Origin of the sequence: Shinella sp. SUS2, assembly GCF_001262505.1 — a bacterium.
Taxonomy (GTDB): domain Bacteria; phylum Pseudomonadota; class Alphaproteobacteria; order Rhizobiales; family Rhizobiaceae; genus Shinella.
This window is the reverse complement of the sequence record NZ_KQ410728.1, coordinates 78424-93897: the sequence shown is the minus strand read 5'-3', so window position 1 is coordinate 93897 and position 15474 is coordinate 78424. Positions and strand designations below refer to the sequence as shown.

Annotated in this window: 18 protein-coding genes and 5 tRNA genes; 16 read left to right on the top strand and 7 right to left on the bottom strand. The window is 62.1% G+C overall.

Annotated features, from left to right (window positions below):
- The first annotated feature begins 160 nt into the window (after window positions 1-160).
- Window positions 161-1123 (top strand): patatin-like phospholipase family protein, encoded by a 963-nt coding sequence (locus tag AKG11_RS10775; RefSeq protein ID WP_023516451.1) that lies wholly within the window; start codon window positions 161-163, stop codon window positions 1121-1123.
- 78 nt (window positions 1124-1201) lie between these two features.
- Here AKG11_RS10775 and AKG11_RS10770 read toward each other — a convergent pair whose 3' ends face one another.
- Both AKG11_RS10770 and AKG11_RS10765 read right to left on the bottom strand, forming a co-directional pair.
- Window positions 1202-1630 (bottom strand): CBS domain-containing protein, encoded by a 429-nt coding sequence (locus tag AKG11_RS10770; protein ID WP_023516762.1) that lies wholly within the window; start codon window positions 1628-1630, stop codon window positions 1202-1204.
- 186 nt (window positions 1631-1816) lie between these two features.
- The gene (locus AKG11_RS10765) at window positions 1817-2557 is read right to left on the bottom strand and encodes a rhomboid family intramembrane serine protease (RefSeq protein ID WP_050743886.1); all 741 of its coding nucleotides are present in this window, start codon (window positions 2555-2557) and stop codon (window positions 1817-1819) included.
- A 293-nt stretch (window positions 2558-2850) separates the two neighbouring features.
- Here AKG11_RS10765 and AKG11_RS10760 point away from each other — a divergent pair, with 293 nt between their 5' ends.
- The 3 genes from AKG11_RS10760 to AKG11_RS10750 all read left to right on the top strand — a co-directional run bounded on the left by AKG11_RS10760 (window position 2851) and on the right by AKG11_RS10750 (window position 5326).
- Window positions 2851-3486, top strand: coding sequence for a PAS domain-containing protein (locus tag AKG11_RS10760; protein ID WP_050743885.1), 636 nt, complete (start codon window positions 2851-2853; stop codon window positions 3484-3486).
- 145 nt (window positions 3487-3631) lie between these two features.
- The gene (locus AKG11_RS10755) at window positions 3632-4243 is read left to right on the top strand and encodes a PilZ domain-containing protein (protein WP_050743884.1); all 612 of its coding nucleotides are present in this window, start codon (window positions 3632-3634) and stop codon (window positions 4241-4243) included.
- Between the two features lie 483 nt (window positions 4244-4726).
- Window positions 4727-5326, top strand: a complete 600-nt coding sequence (locus AKG11_RS10750) for a transglutaminase-like cysteine peptidase (RefSeq protein WP_023516323.1) — start codon at window positions 4727-4729, stop codon at window positions 5324-5326.
- A gap of 141 nt (window positions 5327-5467) precedes the next feature.
- Here the strand turns inward: AKG11_RS10750 and AKG11_RS10745 are convergent, their stop codons facing one another.
- Entirely contained in the window at window positions 5468-6442 is a 975-nt protein-coding gene (locus AKG11_RS10745; RefSeq protein WP_037407892.1) for a GlxA family transcriptional regulator, read from the bottom strand.
- Between the two features lie 285 nt (window positions 6443-6727).
- Between AKG11_RS10745 and AKG11_RS10740 the strand changes: the two genes are divergently transcribed.
- The 6 genes from AKG11_RS10740 to arsH all read left to right on the top strand — a co-directional run bounded on the left by AKG11_RS10740 (window position 6728) and on the right by arsH (window position 10088).
- A complete protein-coding gene (locus AKG11_RS10740) occupies window positions 6728-7168 on the top strand; it encodes a BA14K family protein (RefSeq protein WP_050743883.1) in 441 nt (146 codons plus the stop codon).
- A gap of 133 nt (window positions 7169-7301) precedes the next feature.
- Window positions 7302-7655 carry an ArsR/SmtB family transcription factor gene (locus tag AKG11_RS33685; RefSeq protein ID WP_053190849.1) on the top strand — a complete coding sequence of 118 codons (354 nt, stop codon included), beginning with the start codon at window positions 7302-7304 and terminating at the stop codon, window positions 7653-7655.
- 86 nt (window positions 7656-7741) lie between these two features.
- Window positions 7742-7915 (top strand): hypothetical protein, encoded by a 174-nt coding sequence (locus AKG11_RS34530; protein ID WP_156334083.1) that lies wholly within the window; start codon window positions 7742-7744, stop codon window positions 7913-7915.
- On the top strand, window positions 7902-8960 hold the full coding sequence (gene arsB, locus AKG11_RS10730; protein ID WP_050743881.1) for an ACR3 family arsenite efflux transporter: 1059 nt from the start codon (window positions 7902-7904) through the stop codon (window positions 8958-8960). Before AKG11_RS34530 ends, arsB begins: the two co-directional genes overlap by 14 nt.
- 2 nt (window positions 8961-8962) lie before the next feature.
- The gene (gene arsC / locus AKG11_RS10725; RefSeq protein WP_050743880.1) at window positions 8963-9385 is read left to right on the top strand and encodes an arsenate reductase (glutaredoxin); all 423 of its coding nucleotides are present in this window, start codon (window positions 8963-8965) and stop codon (window positions 9383-9385) included.
- Window positions 9360-10088 carry an arsenical resistance protein ArsH gene (arsH, locus tag AKG11_RS10720; RefSeq protein ID WP_050743879.1) on the top strand — a complete coding sequence of 243 codons (729 nt, stop codon included), beginning with the start codon at window positions 9360-9362 and terminating at the stop codon, window positions 10086-10088. The genes arsC and arsH overlap by 26 nt, the downstream gene beginning before the upstream one ends.
- Before the next feature lie 266 nt (window positions 10089-10354).
- On the opposite strand, the gene AKG11_RS10715 is transcribed toward arsH, so the two are convergent.
- From AKG11_RS10715 to gloA, 4 genes are all read right to left on the bottom strand, one after another.
- Window positions 10355-10429: transfer RNA gene (locus AKG11_RS10715), tRNA-Glu, on the bottom strand.
- Window positions 10430-10935: 506 nt separating this feature from the next.
- Window positions 10936-11010: transfer RNA gene (locus AKG11_RS10710), tRNA-Glu, on the bottom strand.
- Window positions 11011-11148: 138 nt separating this feature from the next.
- Entirely contained in the window at window positions 11149-12477 is a 1329-nt protein-coding gene (locus AKG11_RS10705; protein ID WP_082342411.1) for a YcbK family protein, read from the bottom strand.
- Between the two features lie 339 nt (window positions 12478-12816).
- The gene (gloA, locus tag AKG11_RS10700) at window positions 12817-13257 is read right to left on the bottom strand and encodes a lactoylglutathione lyase (protein WP_023516788.1); all 441 of its coding nucleotides are present in this window, start codon (window positions 13255-13257) and stop codon (window positions 12817-12819) included.
- 195 nt (window positions 13258-13452) lie between these two features.
- Between gloA and AKG11_RS10695 the strand changes: the two genes are divergently transcribed.
- The 6 genes from AKG11_RS10695 to AKG11_RS10670 all read left to right on the top strand — a co-directional run bounded on the left by AKG11_RS10695 (window position 13453) and on the right by AKG11_RS10670 (window position 15474).
- Window positions 13453-14031 carry a cold-shock protein gene (locus AKG11_RS10695; protein ID WP_024270461.1) on the top strand — a complete coding sequence of 193 codons (579 nt, stop codon included), beginning with the start codon at window positions 13453-13455 and terminating at the stop codon, window positions 14029-14031.
- Window positions 14031-14528 (top strand): DUF192 domain-containing protein, encoded by a 498-nt coding sequence (locus AKG11_RS10690; RefSeq protein ID WP_023517361.1) that lies wholly within the window; start codon window positions 14031-14033, stop codon window positions 14526-14528. The genes AKG11_RS10695 and AKG11_RS10690 overlap by 1 nt, the downstream gene beginning before the upstream one ends.
- Before the next feature lie 90 nt (window positions 14529-14618).
- A tRNA-Pro gene (locus AKG11_RS10685) sits at window positions 14619-14695 on the top strand.
- A 128-nt stretch (window positions 14696-14823) separates the two neighbouring features.
- Window positions 14824-15129: an ETC complex I subunit gene (locus AKG11_RS10680; RefSeq protein WP_050743877.1), complete on the top strand. Its 306-nt coding sequence runs from the start codon at window positions 14824-14826 to the stop codon at window positions 15127-15129.
- 24 nt (window positions 15130-15153) lie between these two features.
- Window positions 15154-15230, top strand: a tRNA-Arg gene (locus AKG11_RS10675).
- Between the two features lie 169 nt (window positions 15231-15399).
- A tRNA-Glu gene (locus AKG11_RS10670) sits at window positions 15400-15474 on the top strand.

Genomic DNA, 15474 nt, shown 5'->3' with positions numbered 1-15474 from the left:
GACCGGACGCACACGAGACAACCCGCCGGGAGATTATCTTCGGCAAAGTTCCCCGCGTCACAGAGTGCTTCTATCCTGTCATCTATTGTGTTGCCGAGGGTGCCGAGGCACCGGAACGGATTGCCTCGCTGCGAATTCCTCTTGGTAATGGAGGTCCGGAATGTTGAACTGGAGTTTCAATCGTAGTCTCGTAACGGCGGATGCATCCGACCCCGGCGGCCCTTCCATGAACGACATGTCCCATATTCCCGCGCCGGCCACGCCGCGCAAATCCAAGATCGCGCTGGCGCTGGGCGGCGGTGCTGCCCGCGGCTGGGCCCATATCGGCGTGCTCCGGGCGCTGGACGAGGAAGGCATCGAGGTCTCGATGATCGCCGGCACCTCGATCGGCGCTCTCGTCGGCGGCTGTTATCTCGCCGGCAAGCTGGACGAACTGGAGGCTTTTGCCCGCTCGCTCACCATGCGGCGCATCGCCAGCCTTCTCGATTTCACCATTCGCGGTTCCGGCCTCTTCGGCGGCATGCGGCTGACCAGACGCATGCAGGAGCATCTGGAGAATCTCTCGATCGAGAGCCTCGACCGCCCCTTCGTCGCCGTCGCCACCGAGGTCAACAGCGGCCACGAGGTCTGGATCAACAGCGGCGCGCTGATCACCGCCATCCGTGCCTCCTATGCCTTGCCCGGCATCTTCGAGCCGATCAAGTGCAACAACCGCACGCTGGTCGATGGGGCGCTGGTCAATCCGGTTCCGGTGTCGGTCTGCCGCGCCCACGAGGAGCCGCTGGTCGTTGCCGTCAACCTCAATTACGACCTTTATGGCCGCTCGGCAGTGATCAAGCACAGCGCCAGCGAACAGAAGATCGACGAGCACAAGCAGGAGGACAGCGCTGCGCGCCTCGGCCTGACGAGCGTCATGGTACAGTCCTTCAACATCATCCAGGACCGCATTTCGCGCGCGCGCCTTGCCGGCGACCCGCCGGATCTCGCGCTGCACCCCAAACTGTCGGATATCGGCCTGTCGGAGTTCCACCGCGCCGGCGAAGCGATCGACCGCGGTTACCTGGAGGCGAAGGCCCGCATAACCGAGATCAAGCGCATGCAGGAAGTCGTGCTGATGCGCTGAGAGAGGCTTGCTTTTAAAAATGCCGGAGCGGGCGGAGCGACACATCGCTCCGCCCGAAACCGTTCGGGAGACCTGCAATCAGCCGGCGATATAGGCCTTGATGGCATCCGCCTCGTGCTGGATCGCCCGGATATGGGATTTCACCACGTCACCGATCGAGATGATACCGACGAGCCTGCCGTCCTTCTCCACCGGGATATGGCGGGCGCGCAGCGTGCTCATCATTTCCATGAGTTCATCGACGGTCTGGTTCTCGCCGCAACGATGGACGTTACCCCACATGATGGAGGAAATGGGTTTGTCCAGGCATTCGGCCCCGTTGCGGGCCACGGCGGCAACGATATCGCGTTCGGTCGCAATGCCGGCGATGCGGTCGTTGCGGTCGAGGATGACGATGGCGCCGATGTGATTTTCATGCAGATAGACGGCGGCTTGCCTGACGGTGAGCTGCGGGCCGCCGGTGACGACGTTGCGGCCTTTTTCGTCCAGTATCGTCTTTACATACATGCGTACCTCCCGTGTGCATCATGAACGCAGAGAGGCGGGACACCCGCGCAGGGATGCCCTGCCAGTACCGGCGACACCCGCTTCCTCCTGCACGGTGTCGCCCCGTTCCGGTGTGCATGTGCGAACCGGAACACAACCATGGTGCGCCACGAAGGAGGCGATTGCAAGACCGCTAATGGACTATCGTTAATCCCGGCGGCTTTCCGACGTTGCCACATCGAACAGCGGGAAGAACAGGAAGCCGAACAGGAAGCCGCCGATATGGGCTTCCCAGGCGATGGCCCCGCCGGCATCCGAGCCGAAGATCTGGCCGAATCCGATCAGGAAGTTCGTCAGGAACCAGATGCCGGAAAAGACCAGCACGGACCGGTTGGACAGCGCCTCTGCGATCGTCAGGCGGCGGTTGAGATGGGCGAACTGCCGGCTGATGCGCCCGCTCGGCGAGAAGACGAAGCGGGCCGCTGCCCCCATCAGGCCCGACACGACGCCGGAGGCGCCGACGACGAGGATCATTGCGCCCCAGTGCAGGGCCGTATGAAAGGCAACCGCCGCGATGGCCGAAAGGCACCAGAACAGGAAGAAGCGCGTGACACCGATGCGGCGCACCACCGGCGCCCCGAAGGCGACCATCCAGAAGGCGTTGAAGATCAGGTGTTCCCAGCTGCCATGCAGCAGCGAATAGGTGATAGGCCCCCAGAGCCAGCCGAGATCCTGCTCGGCGAAGGGAATGGCATAGCGCCCGGGAATGAAGGCGAAATGCAGGAGCACGTACTCGTCCGCAGAGGCCGAGAGAAGATAGGTGCGGATCACATGGATTGCGGTCAGGAGTGCCAGGACCGCGACGAGGCTGCCCGGCAGGTTGAAGGCCGGCTCTCGCTTGCGGATATCCGCACTGCCATCCCGCGCGTCAACGCCGTCGTTGCTCATGACCGATCCACCAAATTTATAAAATACGAATCGCGCTTATACAGAGAAAAGAAAGGCCGTGCAGCTTTCGCTGACGGCCGGCGCCCCCAATCCCCGGGGCTGAAATCGATGTGCAGTAAACCATTCCCTCGTGGAGGAATGCCCGGATGTTCTCCCATGCCGGCCTCAAGCGCAATCGAAACCAATCGTTAACCTTAACGGCGCGCTGGCACGAAACTCGCTCCTTCCCTGGCATGACCACCATATGCCCGGCCTTTCGTGCCGGAACGGAACAGAACCGATTGGAAATGAGCATGCAGACGAAGGCCATCACGGCCCTTTACGATTACTGGACGCGCCAGCGTGGCGATCGCCGCGTTCCGCTGCGAAGCGTCATCGAGCCCGCCGACATCGCGCCGATCCTCCCGGATGTCTTCATCCTGGAACACAGCCGGCTGCACGATCCGCGTTTTCGCCTGGCGGGCACGCGCCTCTGTGCGCAGTTCGGCCGGGAACTGAAGGCGACCGGCTTCGACACGCTCTTTGCGCCCGACCAGCGCACCCGCATCGCGCGGATCACCGAGAATGTGATGGCGCATGCGGCACCCGCGGTCCTGCAGGTCGCACTCGTCGATGGCCGGCTGGAGACCACCGAGGCCGAGATCGTGCTGCTGCCGCTCGCCAGCAACGGCAAAGTGGCCGATCGCATCATCGGCGCCTTCTCCCCCCTGCCCGGCCAGCGCCAGCCGCTGAGCGCCTTCCGCTATGCGACACTCGGCGCACTTTCGGTCATCGACCCGAGCCGCGCGCGCACCCTCGAGGGCAACCGGCCCGCCGTTCCCATGCCCACCTCCATCATGGCCATGCGGCCGGTGGGGCTTGGCCAGACGGTGAACCGCGTGCTGCATCTTCGCATCTTCGAAGGCGGCCGCCAGACTGACGATACGTGAGGCTGGCGGCACAACTACAATCGAGGGCGCTTCATAGTTGTTGACGGATGCGCGTGTGACGACTTTTCCACGGCGCAACGAACCTTCTGTTAACCCCGAAAGATTAAGAGTTGGAAAGAGATAGGATCATCAGGCCCGCGCGCACATGTACTCATTCCAGCAAGCATCGCCCGCCGCCCGCAAGCTGCAGCCCGAGCAGCGCAGCTTTCAACGCGTCTCGGTGACCCTGCCCGGCCGGCTGATGCTGCCCAATCACGATGAATACGAGTGCACGGTGCTCGACATGTCGCCCGGCGACGCCAACTTCATCTGTGCCGCCCGCCCGCGCATGGGCGAGCGCATCATCGCCTATGTCGATCATCTCGGCCGCATCGAGGGCAGCGTCGCCGCCCTCAACGACAATGGCTTTGCCATTCTCCTTACCGCCACGGACCGCAAGCGCGAAAAACTCGCCGCACAGCTAACCTGGATCGCCAACAAGCATGAACTGGGCCTGCCGGAAGACCGCCGCCACAACCGCCTGACGCCGCGCAACACCCGCACCGAGCTGTCGCTCGACGACGGCCGGCGCTACCCCTGCCGCATCATCGACCTGTCGCTCTCCGGCGCCGCCGTCGACATCGACGTGCGCCCGGCCCTGGGCACACCCATCCAGCTCGGCAACATGAAGGGCCGCGTCGTGCGGCACTTCCAGGAGGGCGTCGCCATCGAGTTCTCCTCCGTCCAGTCGAAGGAAGCCCTGACCGCTTTCCTGTAACATTTCAGGACGGCGCGACACCGACCTGTTCCACAAGGGCCCCGCGGGGCCCTTTGCTGTTTCAGGACGAAACAGATCAATCTGCGCAAAAATAAATTCAAAAAAATTTTGTCCGTCGAAAGCGTTTTTCTGACGCTAGCAGTGTTTCCCCTGACTTTCCGCGCACCCGCTCGGCACCGCATGTGGCTCCCCATCCCCCCCACCGGCACGCTCAGCCGGAAAACAACCCTCCGGCAACTCGAGGAGGAGTCAAAAAATATCCCTTTAAACCAGCCACTTACGACACAAGCAACGCTCCCGGAGCAGGTGGAAATTCGTTCAAATTTTAATCAAATACATCTCAAATACAGATCAAAACAAACTCAAATTCTATTCTTATTTTATGCTTATGCGATCTTGATTTGAACTAAGTTATACTTCGGTTTTTCGCGTAAGCTCAAAACATAGCTGTCATTGTGACCTCATCAAACGGGGACGAACACAATGACAAAAACGATCAAGACAGGGACGTTTGCATTCCTCTTCTCTCTCGCCGCCGCCGGTGCCGCGATGGCGCTGCCCGCGAACATTCCGCTGGCCGGCGCGACCAACCAGCCCATCGGGCACTATGAATTCTGCAAGCAGTACAGCGACGAGTGCGGCTCGAACGGCAAGGATGCCGGCCCGCTCACGCTGACGCAGGAAAACTGGAAGACGATCCTCAACGTCAATTTTTCGGCCAACACCGAGTTCGCACCGCTGACAGACATGGAAATCTACGGCGTCGAGGAACAGTGGACCTATCCCAACGGCGCGGCGGACTGCGAGGACTACGTGCTGATCAAGCGCAAGCGCCTGATGGAAGCCGGCATCTCGCCGTCGAACCTCCTAATCACCGTCGTGCTGCAGCCGAACGGCGAAGGCCATGCCGTGCTGACCGTGCGCACCGACCGCGGCGACTTCGTGCTCGACAACATGCGCAACAAGGTCCTGCTCTGGTCGCAGACCGAATACCGCTACCTGAAGCGCCAGTCCTCGGCCAATGCCGGCAAGTGGGTCAAGCTTCAGGACGGTCGTGCCGACGCCGTCGGTAGCGTCAAGTAACCTCCGGCCGCCGCAAGGCGCCGTATGACGAGACTGCCCGGCGACCCCGCCGGGCGCGAGAAAGGGCCCGGTCAGTCCCCCAATCCCCGTCCCCGACCATGGCCCTGCGGCCGGTTCTGCTGTCCCGGAACCGGCCGCGCTCTATTTGGCCCGCTGCTCGGCCCGCAGCTTGAGCGGGCTGGCGCCGAAGTGATTGCGGAAGGCGCGCGAAAAGGCGGAAAGGCTGTCGAAGCCACTGCGCAGCGCCACATCCTGGATTGAAAGCGACGTGTCGCGCACCAGCCGCTGTGCTGCCGTCAGCCGCAGGCGCAAATAATATTTTCCCGGCCCGATGCCGAGGCCCGTGGCAAACAGCGTCTCCAGCTTGCGCGTGGAAAAACCGAGACGCCTTGCGAGCGCGGCAATGGTCAGCGGCCTGTCGATCGTGCGTTCCATGAGGCGGATCGCTGCGGCGAGGTCCGGCTGATGTTCTCCCAGCCGGCCGAGCGAGACGAGCGGCTGCGCATCCGTCGCGGCATGCACCTCGTCATAGACGAAGACGCTCGCCACATCGAGCGCCACTGCCGAACCGAATCGCTCGCGCACCAGATGCAGCATCATGTCGAAGGTCGGCGAAGCGCCACCGGAGGTCCAGAGCGGCCCGTCTGTGACGAAGCGGTCGGCCCGGACATTGAGCGCCGGAAAGGCCGCCGCAAAATCCTCCAGCTCCTCCCAATGCGCCGTCGCATCGCGCCCATCGAGCAGGCCGGAGCGCGCCAGCAGCCAGCAACCCGATTCGATGCCGGCCACCACGTCGAACCGCCGCGCCACCTTCTTCAGCCGCGACACGAAGGTCCGGTCGGCATGGCGCTCCTGGTTGAAACCGGCGATGACGAGCAGCGCATCGCCGCTCGTGACATCGGCAAAGGCGCCGTCCACGCGGATTTCCACACCGCAGGTCAGGAGCACCGGCTTGCCCAAAGGCGACAGGATCGTCCAGCGGAAGACCGGCTCCGGCACGACACGATTTGCCGCGCGCATCGGATCGAGCGCCGAGGCGAGCGACATGATCGACGACTCGGGCAGAAGCACGATCGTGATGTCGAGCGGCCCCTGCCGCGGCGCTTGTTTGCTCATGTGGAAATTGTCAAAAAAGATGCGCATTCTGTCAATCGGCAAAATCGCATTCGGGCATGATCGCTCACACAGGAGATCTGGAGATGCAGCCGGATTGTGGTGAGAACCCCTGTACCCCGAACACCCTGATCCGCATTTTACCGGAACGGGTTGGCGAGCCGACAAGGCGGACCAACCCGTTTTTTTTGACGTTTTTCCTTACGGAATCATGGTTTTTGTCAGGTTTTTGGAACCACACCGCCCTTGCCGCGTTCTTCTTCCGAAGAAGCAGGAAAGGTTTTTGCCATGTTGAGTTTGAAGACTGGTCTTGCCGCAGGGGCGCTTTCCCTCGCGCTCGCGCTAACCTCCGTCATCCCCGCCCAGGCCGTGACCTTCGCAAGGGTGCCCGTGCCGGAGGCCTCTGCCGTGGAGAAGGTGCAATATCGCTACGAGCGCCGCGATCGCCGGGACCGGTATGAGCGGCGCGCAGACAGGCGCTGGCACGGCCATCGCGGCTATCGGGACTATCGCCCGGGCTATCGCCGCCATTCGGACGGCTGGTGGTATCCCCTCGCCGCTTTCGGCCTCGGTGCTGCAATCGGCGGTGCCATCGCCAATCAGCCGCAGGCGGGTGGCGGATCGCACCAGAGCTGGTGCGCCAACCGCTATCGGTCATACCGCGCCTATGACAACACGTTCCAGCCCTACAACGGCCCGCGCCAGCAGTGCGTCTCGCCTTACTCGTAACGAACGCACAACAGGCAAAACAAGGGGCGGCCGTTTGGCTGCCCTTTTTTGCATGGACCGCGAACAGGCGCCGGCAGCGGAAGGTCAATCCGGCCTGCATTGACAAAGGCAATACATCCATTATTCTGGATATATGGAAACCTCTTCAGCCGTAAACACCCTTGCAGCGCTCGCCCAGGCAACACGCCTTGAAACCTTCAGGCTTCTCGTTCGGCACGAACCTGCAGGGGTGCCGGCGGGCGAGCTCGCTCGATTGCTCGACGTTCCCCAGAACACGATGTCCGCGCATCTGGCCACCCTGTCGAGAGCCGGCCTCGTCAAAAGCGAGCGACAAAGCCGCTCGATCATATACAGAGCCAATCTGGATGGCCTTCGCGAACTGATGCTCTTCCTTCTCAAAGACTGCTGCGGCGGCTCCACCGCGCTTTGCGCCCCGTTGATCGCGGAACTTACGCCGTGCTGCAAACCGCAAGAGCGACCCACATGACCACGAACCCGATCTCCGAAAGGTATCCGGCGCTCAAGCGCCTTTCCGCAAAACCTGAGTCTGAGATCTAGGCGACGGATTCAGCCATGGCCGACAGAATCTCCAGCGTGCCCTTTCCGCGCGCGGGCAACCCCACACTGCCGTTCTCACCATTCACCTTTCCCGATAAATCGGCGCTTGAGCTGGTGTCGCGTGAAATCGGCAAAATGGATGGCACGGCAGCTGCTCCTGCAAGGGAAAACTTAGATGTCCACCTTTGAACGATATCTGACCGTCTGGGTCCTTCTCTGCATCATCGTCGGTGTTGCTCTCGGGCATGGGGCGCCAGACGTGTTTCAGGCCATCGCCTCCATCGAAATCGCGAAGGTCAACATTCCCGTCGCGGTCCTCATCTGGCTGATGATCATTCCGATGCTGATCAGGATCGATTTTCGATCCATGACAAAGGTCGGGACATTCTGGCGTGGCATCGGGGTGACGCTGCTCGTCAACTGGGCGATCAAACCATTCTCGATGGCGATCCTGGCATGGCTCTTCATCGGCTGGCTGTTTCGACCGTATCTGCCTGCGGACCAGGTCGATTCCTACATCGCCGGCCTGATCATCCTTGCTGCGGCCCCCTGCACCGCAATGGTCTTCGTCTGGAGCAACCTCACCCGCGGCGAGCCATTGTTCACCCTGTCGCAGGTCGCCCTCAACGACGCGATCATGATCGTGGCCTTCGCGCCCGTCGTCGGCCTGCTGTTGGGCCTGTCGGCAATCTCCGTGCCCTGGGACACGCTTGCGATCTCCGTCGTCCTGTATATCGCCATACCGGTCGTCATCGCTCAGCTTCTGAGGAACAGGCTAACCGCGGATGGCAATTCGTCGCGGTTGAACGGCCTGCTGGAGACACTGCAACCGGTCTCCCTCGTCTCGCTGCTCGCGACCCTCGTCCTGCTGTTCGGCTTCCAGGGGGAGCAGATCATCGCGCAACCCGCGGTCATCGGCCTGCTCGCCGTGCCGATCCTCATTCAGGTCTACCTGAATTCCGGCCTTGCCTATGTGCTGAATCGCCTATCCGGCGAGCAACACTGTGTCGCCGGGCCGTCCGCCCTGATCGGCGCCAGCAATTTCTTCGAACTGGCGGTCGCTGCCGCCATCAGCCTGTTCGGATTTCAATCCGGGGCCGCGCTGGCCACCGTCGTCGGCGTCCTCATCGAAGTCCCGGTGATGCTGTCGGTCGTCTGGATCGTGAACAGGTCGAAGGGCTGGTACGAGGCCTCACCCGCCGTCTCCCGAAACATATCAACGGAAAGCGCATGACCATGGACGTTACCATCTATCACAATCCCGCATGCGGCACATCCCGAAACGCCTTGGCCATGATCCGCAATGCCGGGATCGAACCCAGGGTGGTCGAGTACCTGAAGACGCCTCCGACACGCGCGCAGCTTGCCGGGATGATCGCCGGCGCCGGTCTCACCGTCCGAGCTGCTGTCCGCGAGAAGGAACCGCGCTATGCCGAGCTCAGGCTCGACAATCCGGCGCTCACGGACGACGAGCTGCTCGATGCCATGCTGCGAGACCCCATCCTGATCAACCGTCCCTTTGTCGTTTCACCCATGGGGACGCGCCTTGCCCGCCCGTCCGAAACCGTTCTCGATACCCTTCCCGACACGCACCGGGGCTCCTTCGCGAAGGAAGACGGCGAACAGGTTCTCGATGAGAAGGGGCAGCGCCTTGTCTGAACCATTGCCAGCGGCCTCGCCGAACCATCTGCGCAAGCCCGATCCGGCTGCTCTCCGGCCGCCGTTTTCGACGCACCGCCCCCGCATCCTGATCCTCTACGGCTCTCTGCGCGACATATCCTACAGCCGGCTCCTCGCCTTTGAAGCGCAGCGCTTGCTGGAGCATCATGGTTGTGACGTCCGGTTGTTTGATCCGAGAGGCCTGCCGTTGCCGGACGAGGCACCGGCCGCTCACCCGAAGGTCCGGGAGCTGCGTGAACTGTCGGCATGGTCCGAAGGGCAGGTCTGGATCAGTCCGGAGCGCCACGGCGCGATGACCGGGATCATGAAGGCGCAAATCGACTGGATACCGCTGTCCGTCGGCTCGGTCCGCCCGACCCAGGGCAAGACGCTGGCCGTCATGCAGGTTTCCGGCGGCAGCCAGTCCTTCAATGCCGTGAACCAGCTTCGTATCCTTGGCCGCTGGATGCGGATGATCACCATTCCGAACCAGTCGTCGGTTGCCAAGGCCTATCAGGAATTCGATGCGGAGGGGCGAATGAAGCCTTCATCCTACTACGACCGCGTCGTCGACGTCTGCGAGGAGCTGGTGAAATTCACGCTTCTGACCCGTGACGCCTCTTCCTACCTGACCGATCGCTACAGCGAGCGGAAGGAGGACGCCGCCAAGCTGGAGCAGCGGGTGCGGCTGACGTCGATCTGACACATGGATGTCGCCGGCCAACATCCGCCGCGTTTCGCCACCCCCGACGGCTAAGGCGACAATGGCCGAGAAGCCAAGGTTGCGGACTGTCGACGCCATTGATTTTCCTGCTTATTTCGGTGAGCGCAAGATCGTCGACGTTCTCCCGGCTGACAAGCGGCGGGACAGCCGCGACCGGGCGACAAGCTTGTTGTACGGCAAAGCGGCACGGCGCACTGCAAGCCGTGAATCCTGCAGGATTTCAAACACGAAATGGAAGGAGAGAATGGCACGCCCTAGGGGAGTCGAACCCCTCTTTTCAGAATGAAAATCTGACGTCCTAACCGATAGACGAAGGGCGCGTGCGGTGGGCGTTATCTAGTCGGGACCGCATGGATTCGCAAGACGAAAAATCGCGTCGGCGCGAAGTTTTTCACAGGCGGGAGTGAAGGATAGGAGCCAGCGCATTTCGAGGGAGCTCCGCCTGCCGGACGCCCGAGCCACGCCTTGCCGCCCAGCCAGATTTGACCACTGGCAATTCTGCATCGGCCTTCCCATATCTCTTCTGCTGAGGACCTGAGGTTGCCGCCGTTGACCCTCCCGGCGTCGCCCGTTGGCTCGGCTTCGTTGCCCCGTCGGCAACACGCAGCCGCTCGTCCGGCAAGCTGGGCCGGGCGGGCGGCTCGACCCAAGCGGTTCGAGACCCCGGAGCGCTGGGCCAAGCTCGACGGGGCCTCTCGCCCGACCGCGTAAGATGGCAGCCGTGACAGTTAAACGTTCTGAACCATGCTTCGTTCCGAAAGGCGTGCGGAAACGACACACCAAAGCACGGCATCGCTTGTTTTTTTACAGTAAGTACAGGAGAGAGTGGCACGCCCTAGGGGAGTCGAACCCCTCTTTTCAGAATGAAAATCTGACGTCCTAACCGATAGACGAAGGGCGCGTGCGGTGGGCGTCTTATAGAAGGGCATCCTGCCTTCTGCAAGCCGGAAAAAGCTGTTGTGACAAAAAAATGAAGAGCCGCCCCGAGGGCGGCTCTCCACGCGAAAAGGTATCGATCACAGAGGGTTAGAGACACCGCCTACTTGCGTCGGCGGCAGCGCCAGTTCCAGTCGCGTTCAGGACCGACGTCGATATGCACGGATTCGGTATGGCAATAGGTGCCGACGCCGCCGCGGCCCGGCATGGTGCGCAGATACTCCGCCAGCTCCCATTTGCTGACGCCGGAAATCTGGATGTCGGCCGCCTCGCAGCGCGTGTGCAGCGACTGCTTCGTCCGGTTGACCTTCAGGTCGCGCAGGCCCGAGGTGACGATGATCGGCTTGTCATAGTGGGTCTCGATCGTCTTCAGCACCTGCAGCAGCTCCGGCTTGAAACAGCCGGTGCGCACCTTGTCCGTCTGCAGCCACAGGCCGTTCGGTGCAAGGCGGGCAAGGCCGGCAAGCGAGGCGACTTCCTTGAACTGCGGGCCGTCATCCTCGACCTCGTCGGCCTCGGAGTGATCCGTCGAGAACATGGCGCTCGCCATCGAGACGCCCGGCAGCGTGCCGAGCGAGGCCTTGCGGGTGGTGTTTGCGCTTTCCCGGTTGAGCACGCGGCGCGGTTGCTCGGCAAAACGGTCGCCATCGAACTGCTGCTTGGCCTCGCGCTTGCCCGCGAAGAGCGAGGCGAGCGTCACGGTCTTTCTCGGCTCGTCCTTCTTGATGCCGGTCGCGCTCACCTGACCCGTGGTGCCGGGCAGCACGGCCGCTGCGCCATCGTCCGCCGGCGTCGCAAGCGCAAGTTCGGCCGCATTGCCGGTTGCGGCTTCCGCCGCAAGAGCCGTTCGCGCGGTCTTGGGAATCGGCCCGTTTTCCGGCAGCGTGATTTCCGCCTGCTCGTCGCCGAGCATGGCGAGGGGCTGCTGGCCGGTTGCCCCGACCGGTGGCATGTCCTCGACCGGCAGACGGCCGGACTGGTCTGTCGTCTGCGCGGCACCGGTATTGGCATAGAGGCTGTTGACGGAAGCATTGGCGCCGGCGGTCTGCGTCGCATAGGCATTGCCGGTCGCGACGGCCTGGCTGCCGTTGCCGTATATGCTGGCTTTGCCGGCATTCAGCGTCGTCGGCTGCATCACGAGGCCGGCCCGGTCACCGGTTGCCTCGCCCGCGACCTGCTGGTCCGCCGTGGCGGCGGCCGCGATATCGAGGGCGGCGGAAGAATCTGCGTTCGCAGCACCCGCGCTCACCACGGGCGTGGTGGTCTCGTCCGTGCTGCCTTCGGCGACCGTGTCTTCGCTTTCCTGCGCAGCCTTGTTATCCGCGCGCATATCAGTGGAGACTGCGGAAACGCAGCCCGAGAGCGTGGCGACCGACACGGCCAGCAGCAATCCATACCGCAGCGCCTTCAGGCCTGGCCACTTTCCCTGCATGTCCTGCAAAGGCTTTCCCCCGCTTTCGACGTTCACACCCTCGGTCTTGCCGCCGATAGGGCCATTTCTTCAAACAGTCGCAACCGCAATCGAGAAAAGCCATAGGGCCAGGCTGCGGTTGCTGCGATGTTAGCGTTTCGGCCGGTGGTGTAAAGGCCGAAGCGCGTGAAGCCGTGAAACGCAGAACGGGAGGCTATCCGGCCCAAATCGGCCAAAGCACCCTCTCGCTGGCGATCGACCGGATGGGCAAGAGATTTCCGGTCAAATACGGCGGAACGATGATCGTTGCACGGATCTATAGGATGCAAGCTTTGCCTGGAGCTTGCGTCCGGCATTTGCCTACCAGGCGCCGGTGTTGCCCATGGAAACCCAGGGTTCGGCCGCCGGCAGACGCTCGCCCTTCTGCAGGATTTCGATGGAAATGCCGTCCGGCGAACGCACGAAGGCCATGTGGCCGTCGCGCGGCGGGCGGTTGATGGTGACGCCATTGTCCATCAGCCTCTGGCAGAACGCATAGATGTCGTCGACCTCGTAGGCGAGATGGCCGAAATTGCGCCCGCCGGCATAATCCTCGGTGTCCCAGTTGTAGGTGAGCTCGAGGCAAGGGGCGGCATTCGCCCGCGCAGCTTCGACATCGTCGGGCGCGGCGAGGAAGATCAGCGTGAATCGGCCCTTTTCGTTCTCGTAGCGGCGAACTTCCGTGAGGCCGAACAGCGTCGAATAGAAATGCAGGGACTGGTCGACGTCTTTGACGCGGACCATCGTGTGGAGATAACGCATTGGAATATCCTCTGAATGTGGAATCGTCCGGAAGAGTAGGGTTTTGTCAGCCTCAGGCAAGCCTTGCAGCCTACCAATGGGACCGGCAAAACTTTCAAAGGGGCTTGCGCATTCGCATCGGGACAATGTTATTCTGGTTATCAAGAATCAGTTAACCGTAACTCATGTGACGCGTAAACGAGGGGCTGGCAGGTCATGGCGGATAGGGTGTCTTCAAAGGAAATCACTGATCGTGATGACCAGAGCAACGACGCCGTCGATCTCGTCGAGATCACCGGGGTCATCAAGTGGTTCGACGTCGCCAAGGGGTTCGGCTTCATCGTTCCCGACAACGGCATGCAGGATGTGCTGCTGCACGTCACCTGCCTTCGCCGAGACGGCTACCAGACGGTTCTGGAGGGCACGCGCGTCGTCGCACTGATCCAGAAACGCGACCGCGGCTACCAGGCCTTCCGCATCCTTTCCATGGACCAGACCACGGCCGTGCACCCCTCGCAGATGCCTCCGGTGAAGACCCATGTGCAGGTCACGCCGTCGAGCGGACTGGAGCGCGTTCTGGTCAAGTGGTTCAACCGCACGAAGGGCTTCGGCTTCCTGACGCGCGGCGAAGGCACGGAAGACATCTTCATCCACATGGAGACGCTGCGCCGCTTCGGCCTGGCGGAACTGCGTCCCGGTCAAGTCGTGCTGGTCCGCTTCGGCGACGGCGAGAAGGGCCTGATGGCAGCGGAAATCCACCCGGACATGCCGGTTCCCGGCAACAGGCCCCACTGATGGGCCTTTTCGCGCGGGCGGCCGGTTTCGCGCGCCTTGCTAGCGCCGCCCTGGCGCTTTTCTTCTGTTTTTCCCTTTCGGCCTTCGCAGCGGAAACATTCGACACACAGCCGCTGACGATCGTCACGAAGGACGGCAAGAGCCATGCCTTCACGGTGGAGCTCGCCATTACGCCGCGCCAGCGCGAACAGGGGCTGATGCACCGCCGCGAGATGGCGCAGGACCGCGGCATGCTCTTCGCGTTCGGTGAGACGCGGCAGGTCTTCATGTGGATGAAGAACACGTACCTGCCGCTCGACATGCTGTTCATCGCCAAGGACGGCAAGGTGCGCGCCATCAAGGAAAACGCCGAGCCGCACTCCGAATCGATCATCGATTCGCAAGGGCCGATCGACTATGTGCTGGAGCTCAACGGCGGCACGGCCAAGCGCCTCGGCATCCGCGCGGGCAACCGCGTCGAGAGCGAATTGATGGATTCGCTGCGCAAGGCGAAGTAAGCCTGCATTTCCTGCGACAAGCGCTTGAAAACGCCCATTTGCTGTTGCGGCGGGGGGCGGATGCGTGTATCTCCCCATCGCCGGGACGGACGGAGTGTAGCGCAGTCTGGTAGCGCATCTGGTTTGGGACCAGAGGGTCGGGAGTTCGAATCTCTCCACTCCGACCAGTCCGGCGGGCGTTTCGATGCCAAATGCGCGTTCGGTCATTCCCCCTTTACGGAATCCGGGTTATGCATTCTCGAACGCGCGCCGGCGGAACGGTGCGCCTTTATGCGAGAATTCTGGAGCCGCTTCGATGACCGCGAAGATCTATCGTCCCGCCAAGACCGCCATGCAATCCGGCAAGGCCAAGACCAATCTCTGGGTTCTGGAATTCGATGCCGAGAAGCCGCGGACGATCGACCCGATCATGGGCTATACAAGCTCCGGCGACATGTACCAGCAGGTCAAGCTCACCTTCGAAACCAGCGAAGAGGCGGTCGCCTATGCGGAACGCAAGGGCATCGACTACCGCGTGATCGAGCCGAAGGAATCGACCCGCAAGCGCGTCGCCTACCCGGACAATTTCCGCTTCAACCGCATGCAGCCCTGGACCCATTGAGGTTTCGCTGGCCCTGCCAGCCCCGGCCCCTTAGCTCAGCTGGATAGAGCATCTGCCTTCTAAGCAGAATGTCGCAGGTTCGAGTCCTGCAGGGGTCGCCATTCCCGGCGAACAATTGAAGAGGAATGTTCCCGGTTTGCGGCGGAGTGGAGGCCTTTGGCGTTTTCGCAGCCTGCAGAAAAGCGGAAACATCAAACGGAAAAAACTGAAAATTCCTGCATTTAGGGCTTGCGCAAATCAGCGGTCCCGACTAGATAACGCCCACCGCACGCGCCCTTCGTCTATCGGTTAGGACGTCAGATTTTCATTCTGAAAAGAGGGGTTCGACTCCCCTAGGGCGTGCCA

Coding starts and splice junctions, on each gene's coding strand:
- AKG11_RS34530 (WP_156334083.1), top strand. CDS start 7,742: ATGGCCGACAGAATCTCCAGCGTGCCCTTTCCGCGCGCGGGCAACCCC.
- AKG11_RS33685 (WP_053190849.1), top strand. CDS start 7,302: ATGGAAACCTCTTCAGCCGTAAACACCCTTGCAGCGCTCGCCCAGGCA.
- AKG11_RS10695 (WP_024270461.1), top strand. CDS start 13,453: ATGGCGGATAGGGTGTCTTCAAAGGAAATCACTGATCGTGATGACCAG.
- AKG11_RS10755 (WP_050743884.1), top strand. CDS start 3,632: ATGTACTCATTCCAGCAAGCATCGCCCGCCGCCCGCAAGCTGCAGCCC.
- AKG11_RS10740 (WP_050743883.1), top strand. CDS start 6,728: ATGTTGAGTTTGAAGACTGGTCTTGCCGCAGGGGCGCTTTCCCTCGCG.
- AKG11_RS10705 (WP_082342411.1), bottom strand. CDS start 12,477: ATGCAGGGAAAGTGGCCAGGCCTGAAGGCGCTGCGGTATGGATTGCTG.
- arsH (WP_050743879.1), top strand. CDS start 9,360: ATGAGAAGGGGCAGCGCCTTGTCTGAACCATTGCCAGCGGCCTCGCCG.
- arsB (WP_050743881.1), top strand. CDS start 7,902: ATGTCCACCTTTGAACGATATCTGACCGTCTGGGTCCTTCTCTGCATC.
- AKG11_RS10765 (WP_050743886.1), bottom strand. CDS start 2,557: ATGAGCAACGACGGCGTTGACGCGCGGGATGGCAGTGCGGATATCCGC.
- AKG11_RS10745 (WP_037407892.1), bottom strand. CDS start 6,442: ATGAGCAAACAAGCGCCGCGGCAGGGGCCGCTCGACATCACGATCGTG.
- AKG11_RS10770 (WP_023516762.1), bottom strand. CDS start 1,630: ATGTATGTAAAGACGATACTGGACGAAAAAGGCCGCAACGTCGTCACC.
- AKG11_RS10775 (WP_023516451.1), top strand. CDS start 161: ATGTTGAACTGGAGTTTCAATCGTAGTCTCGTAACGGCGGATGCATCC.
- AKG11_RS10760 (WP_050743885.1), top strand. CDS start 2,851: ATGCAGACGAAGGCCATCACGGCCCTTTACGATTACTGGACGCGCCAG.
- AKG11_RS10750 (WP_023516323.1), top strand. CDS start 4,727: ATGACAAAAACGATCAAGACAGGGACGTTTGCATTCCTCTTCTCTCTC.
- arsC (WP_050743880.1), top strand. CDS start 8,963: ATGGACGTTACCATCTATCACAATCCCGCATGCGGCACATCCCGAAAC.
- AKG11_RS10690 (WP_023517361.1), top strand. CDS start 14,031: ATGGGCCTTTTCGCGCGGGCGGCCGGTTTCGCGCGCCTTGCTAGCGCC.
- gloA (WP_023516788.1), bottom strand. CDS start 13,257: ATGCGTTATCTCCACACGATGGTCCGCGTCAAAGACGTCGACCAGTCC.
- AKG11_RS10680 (WP_050743877.1), top strand. CDS start 14,824: ATGACCGCGAAGATCTATCGTCCCGCCAAGACCGCCATGCAATCCGGC.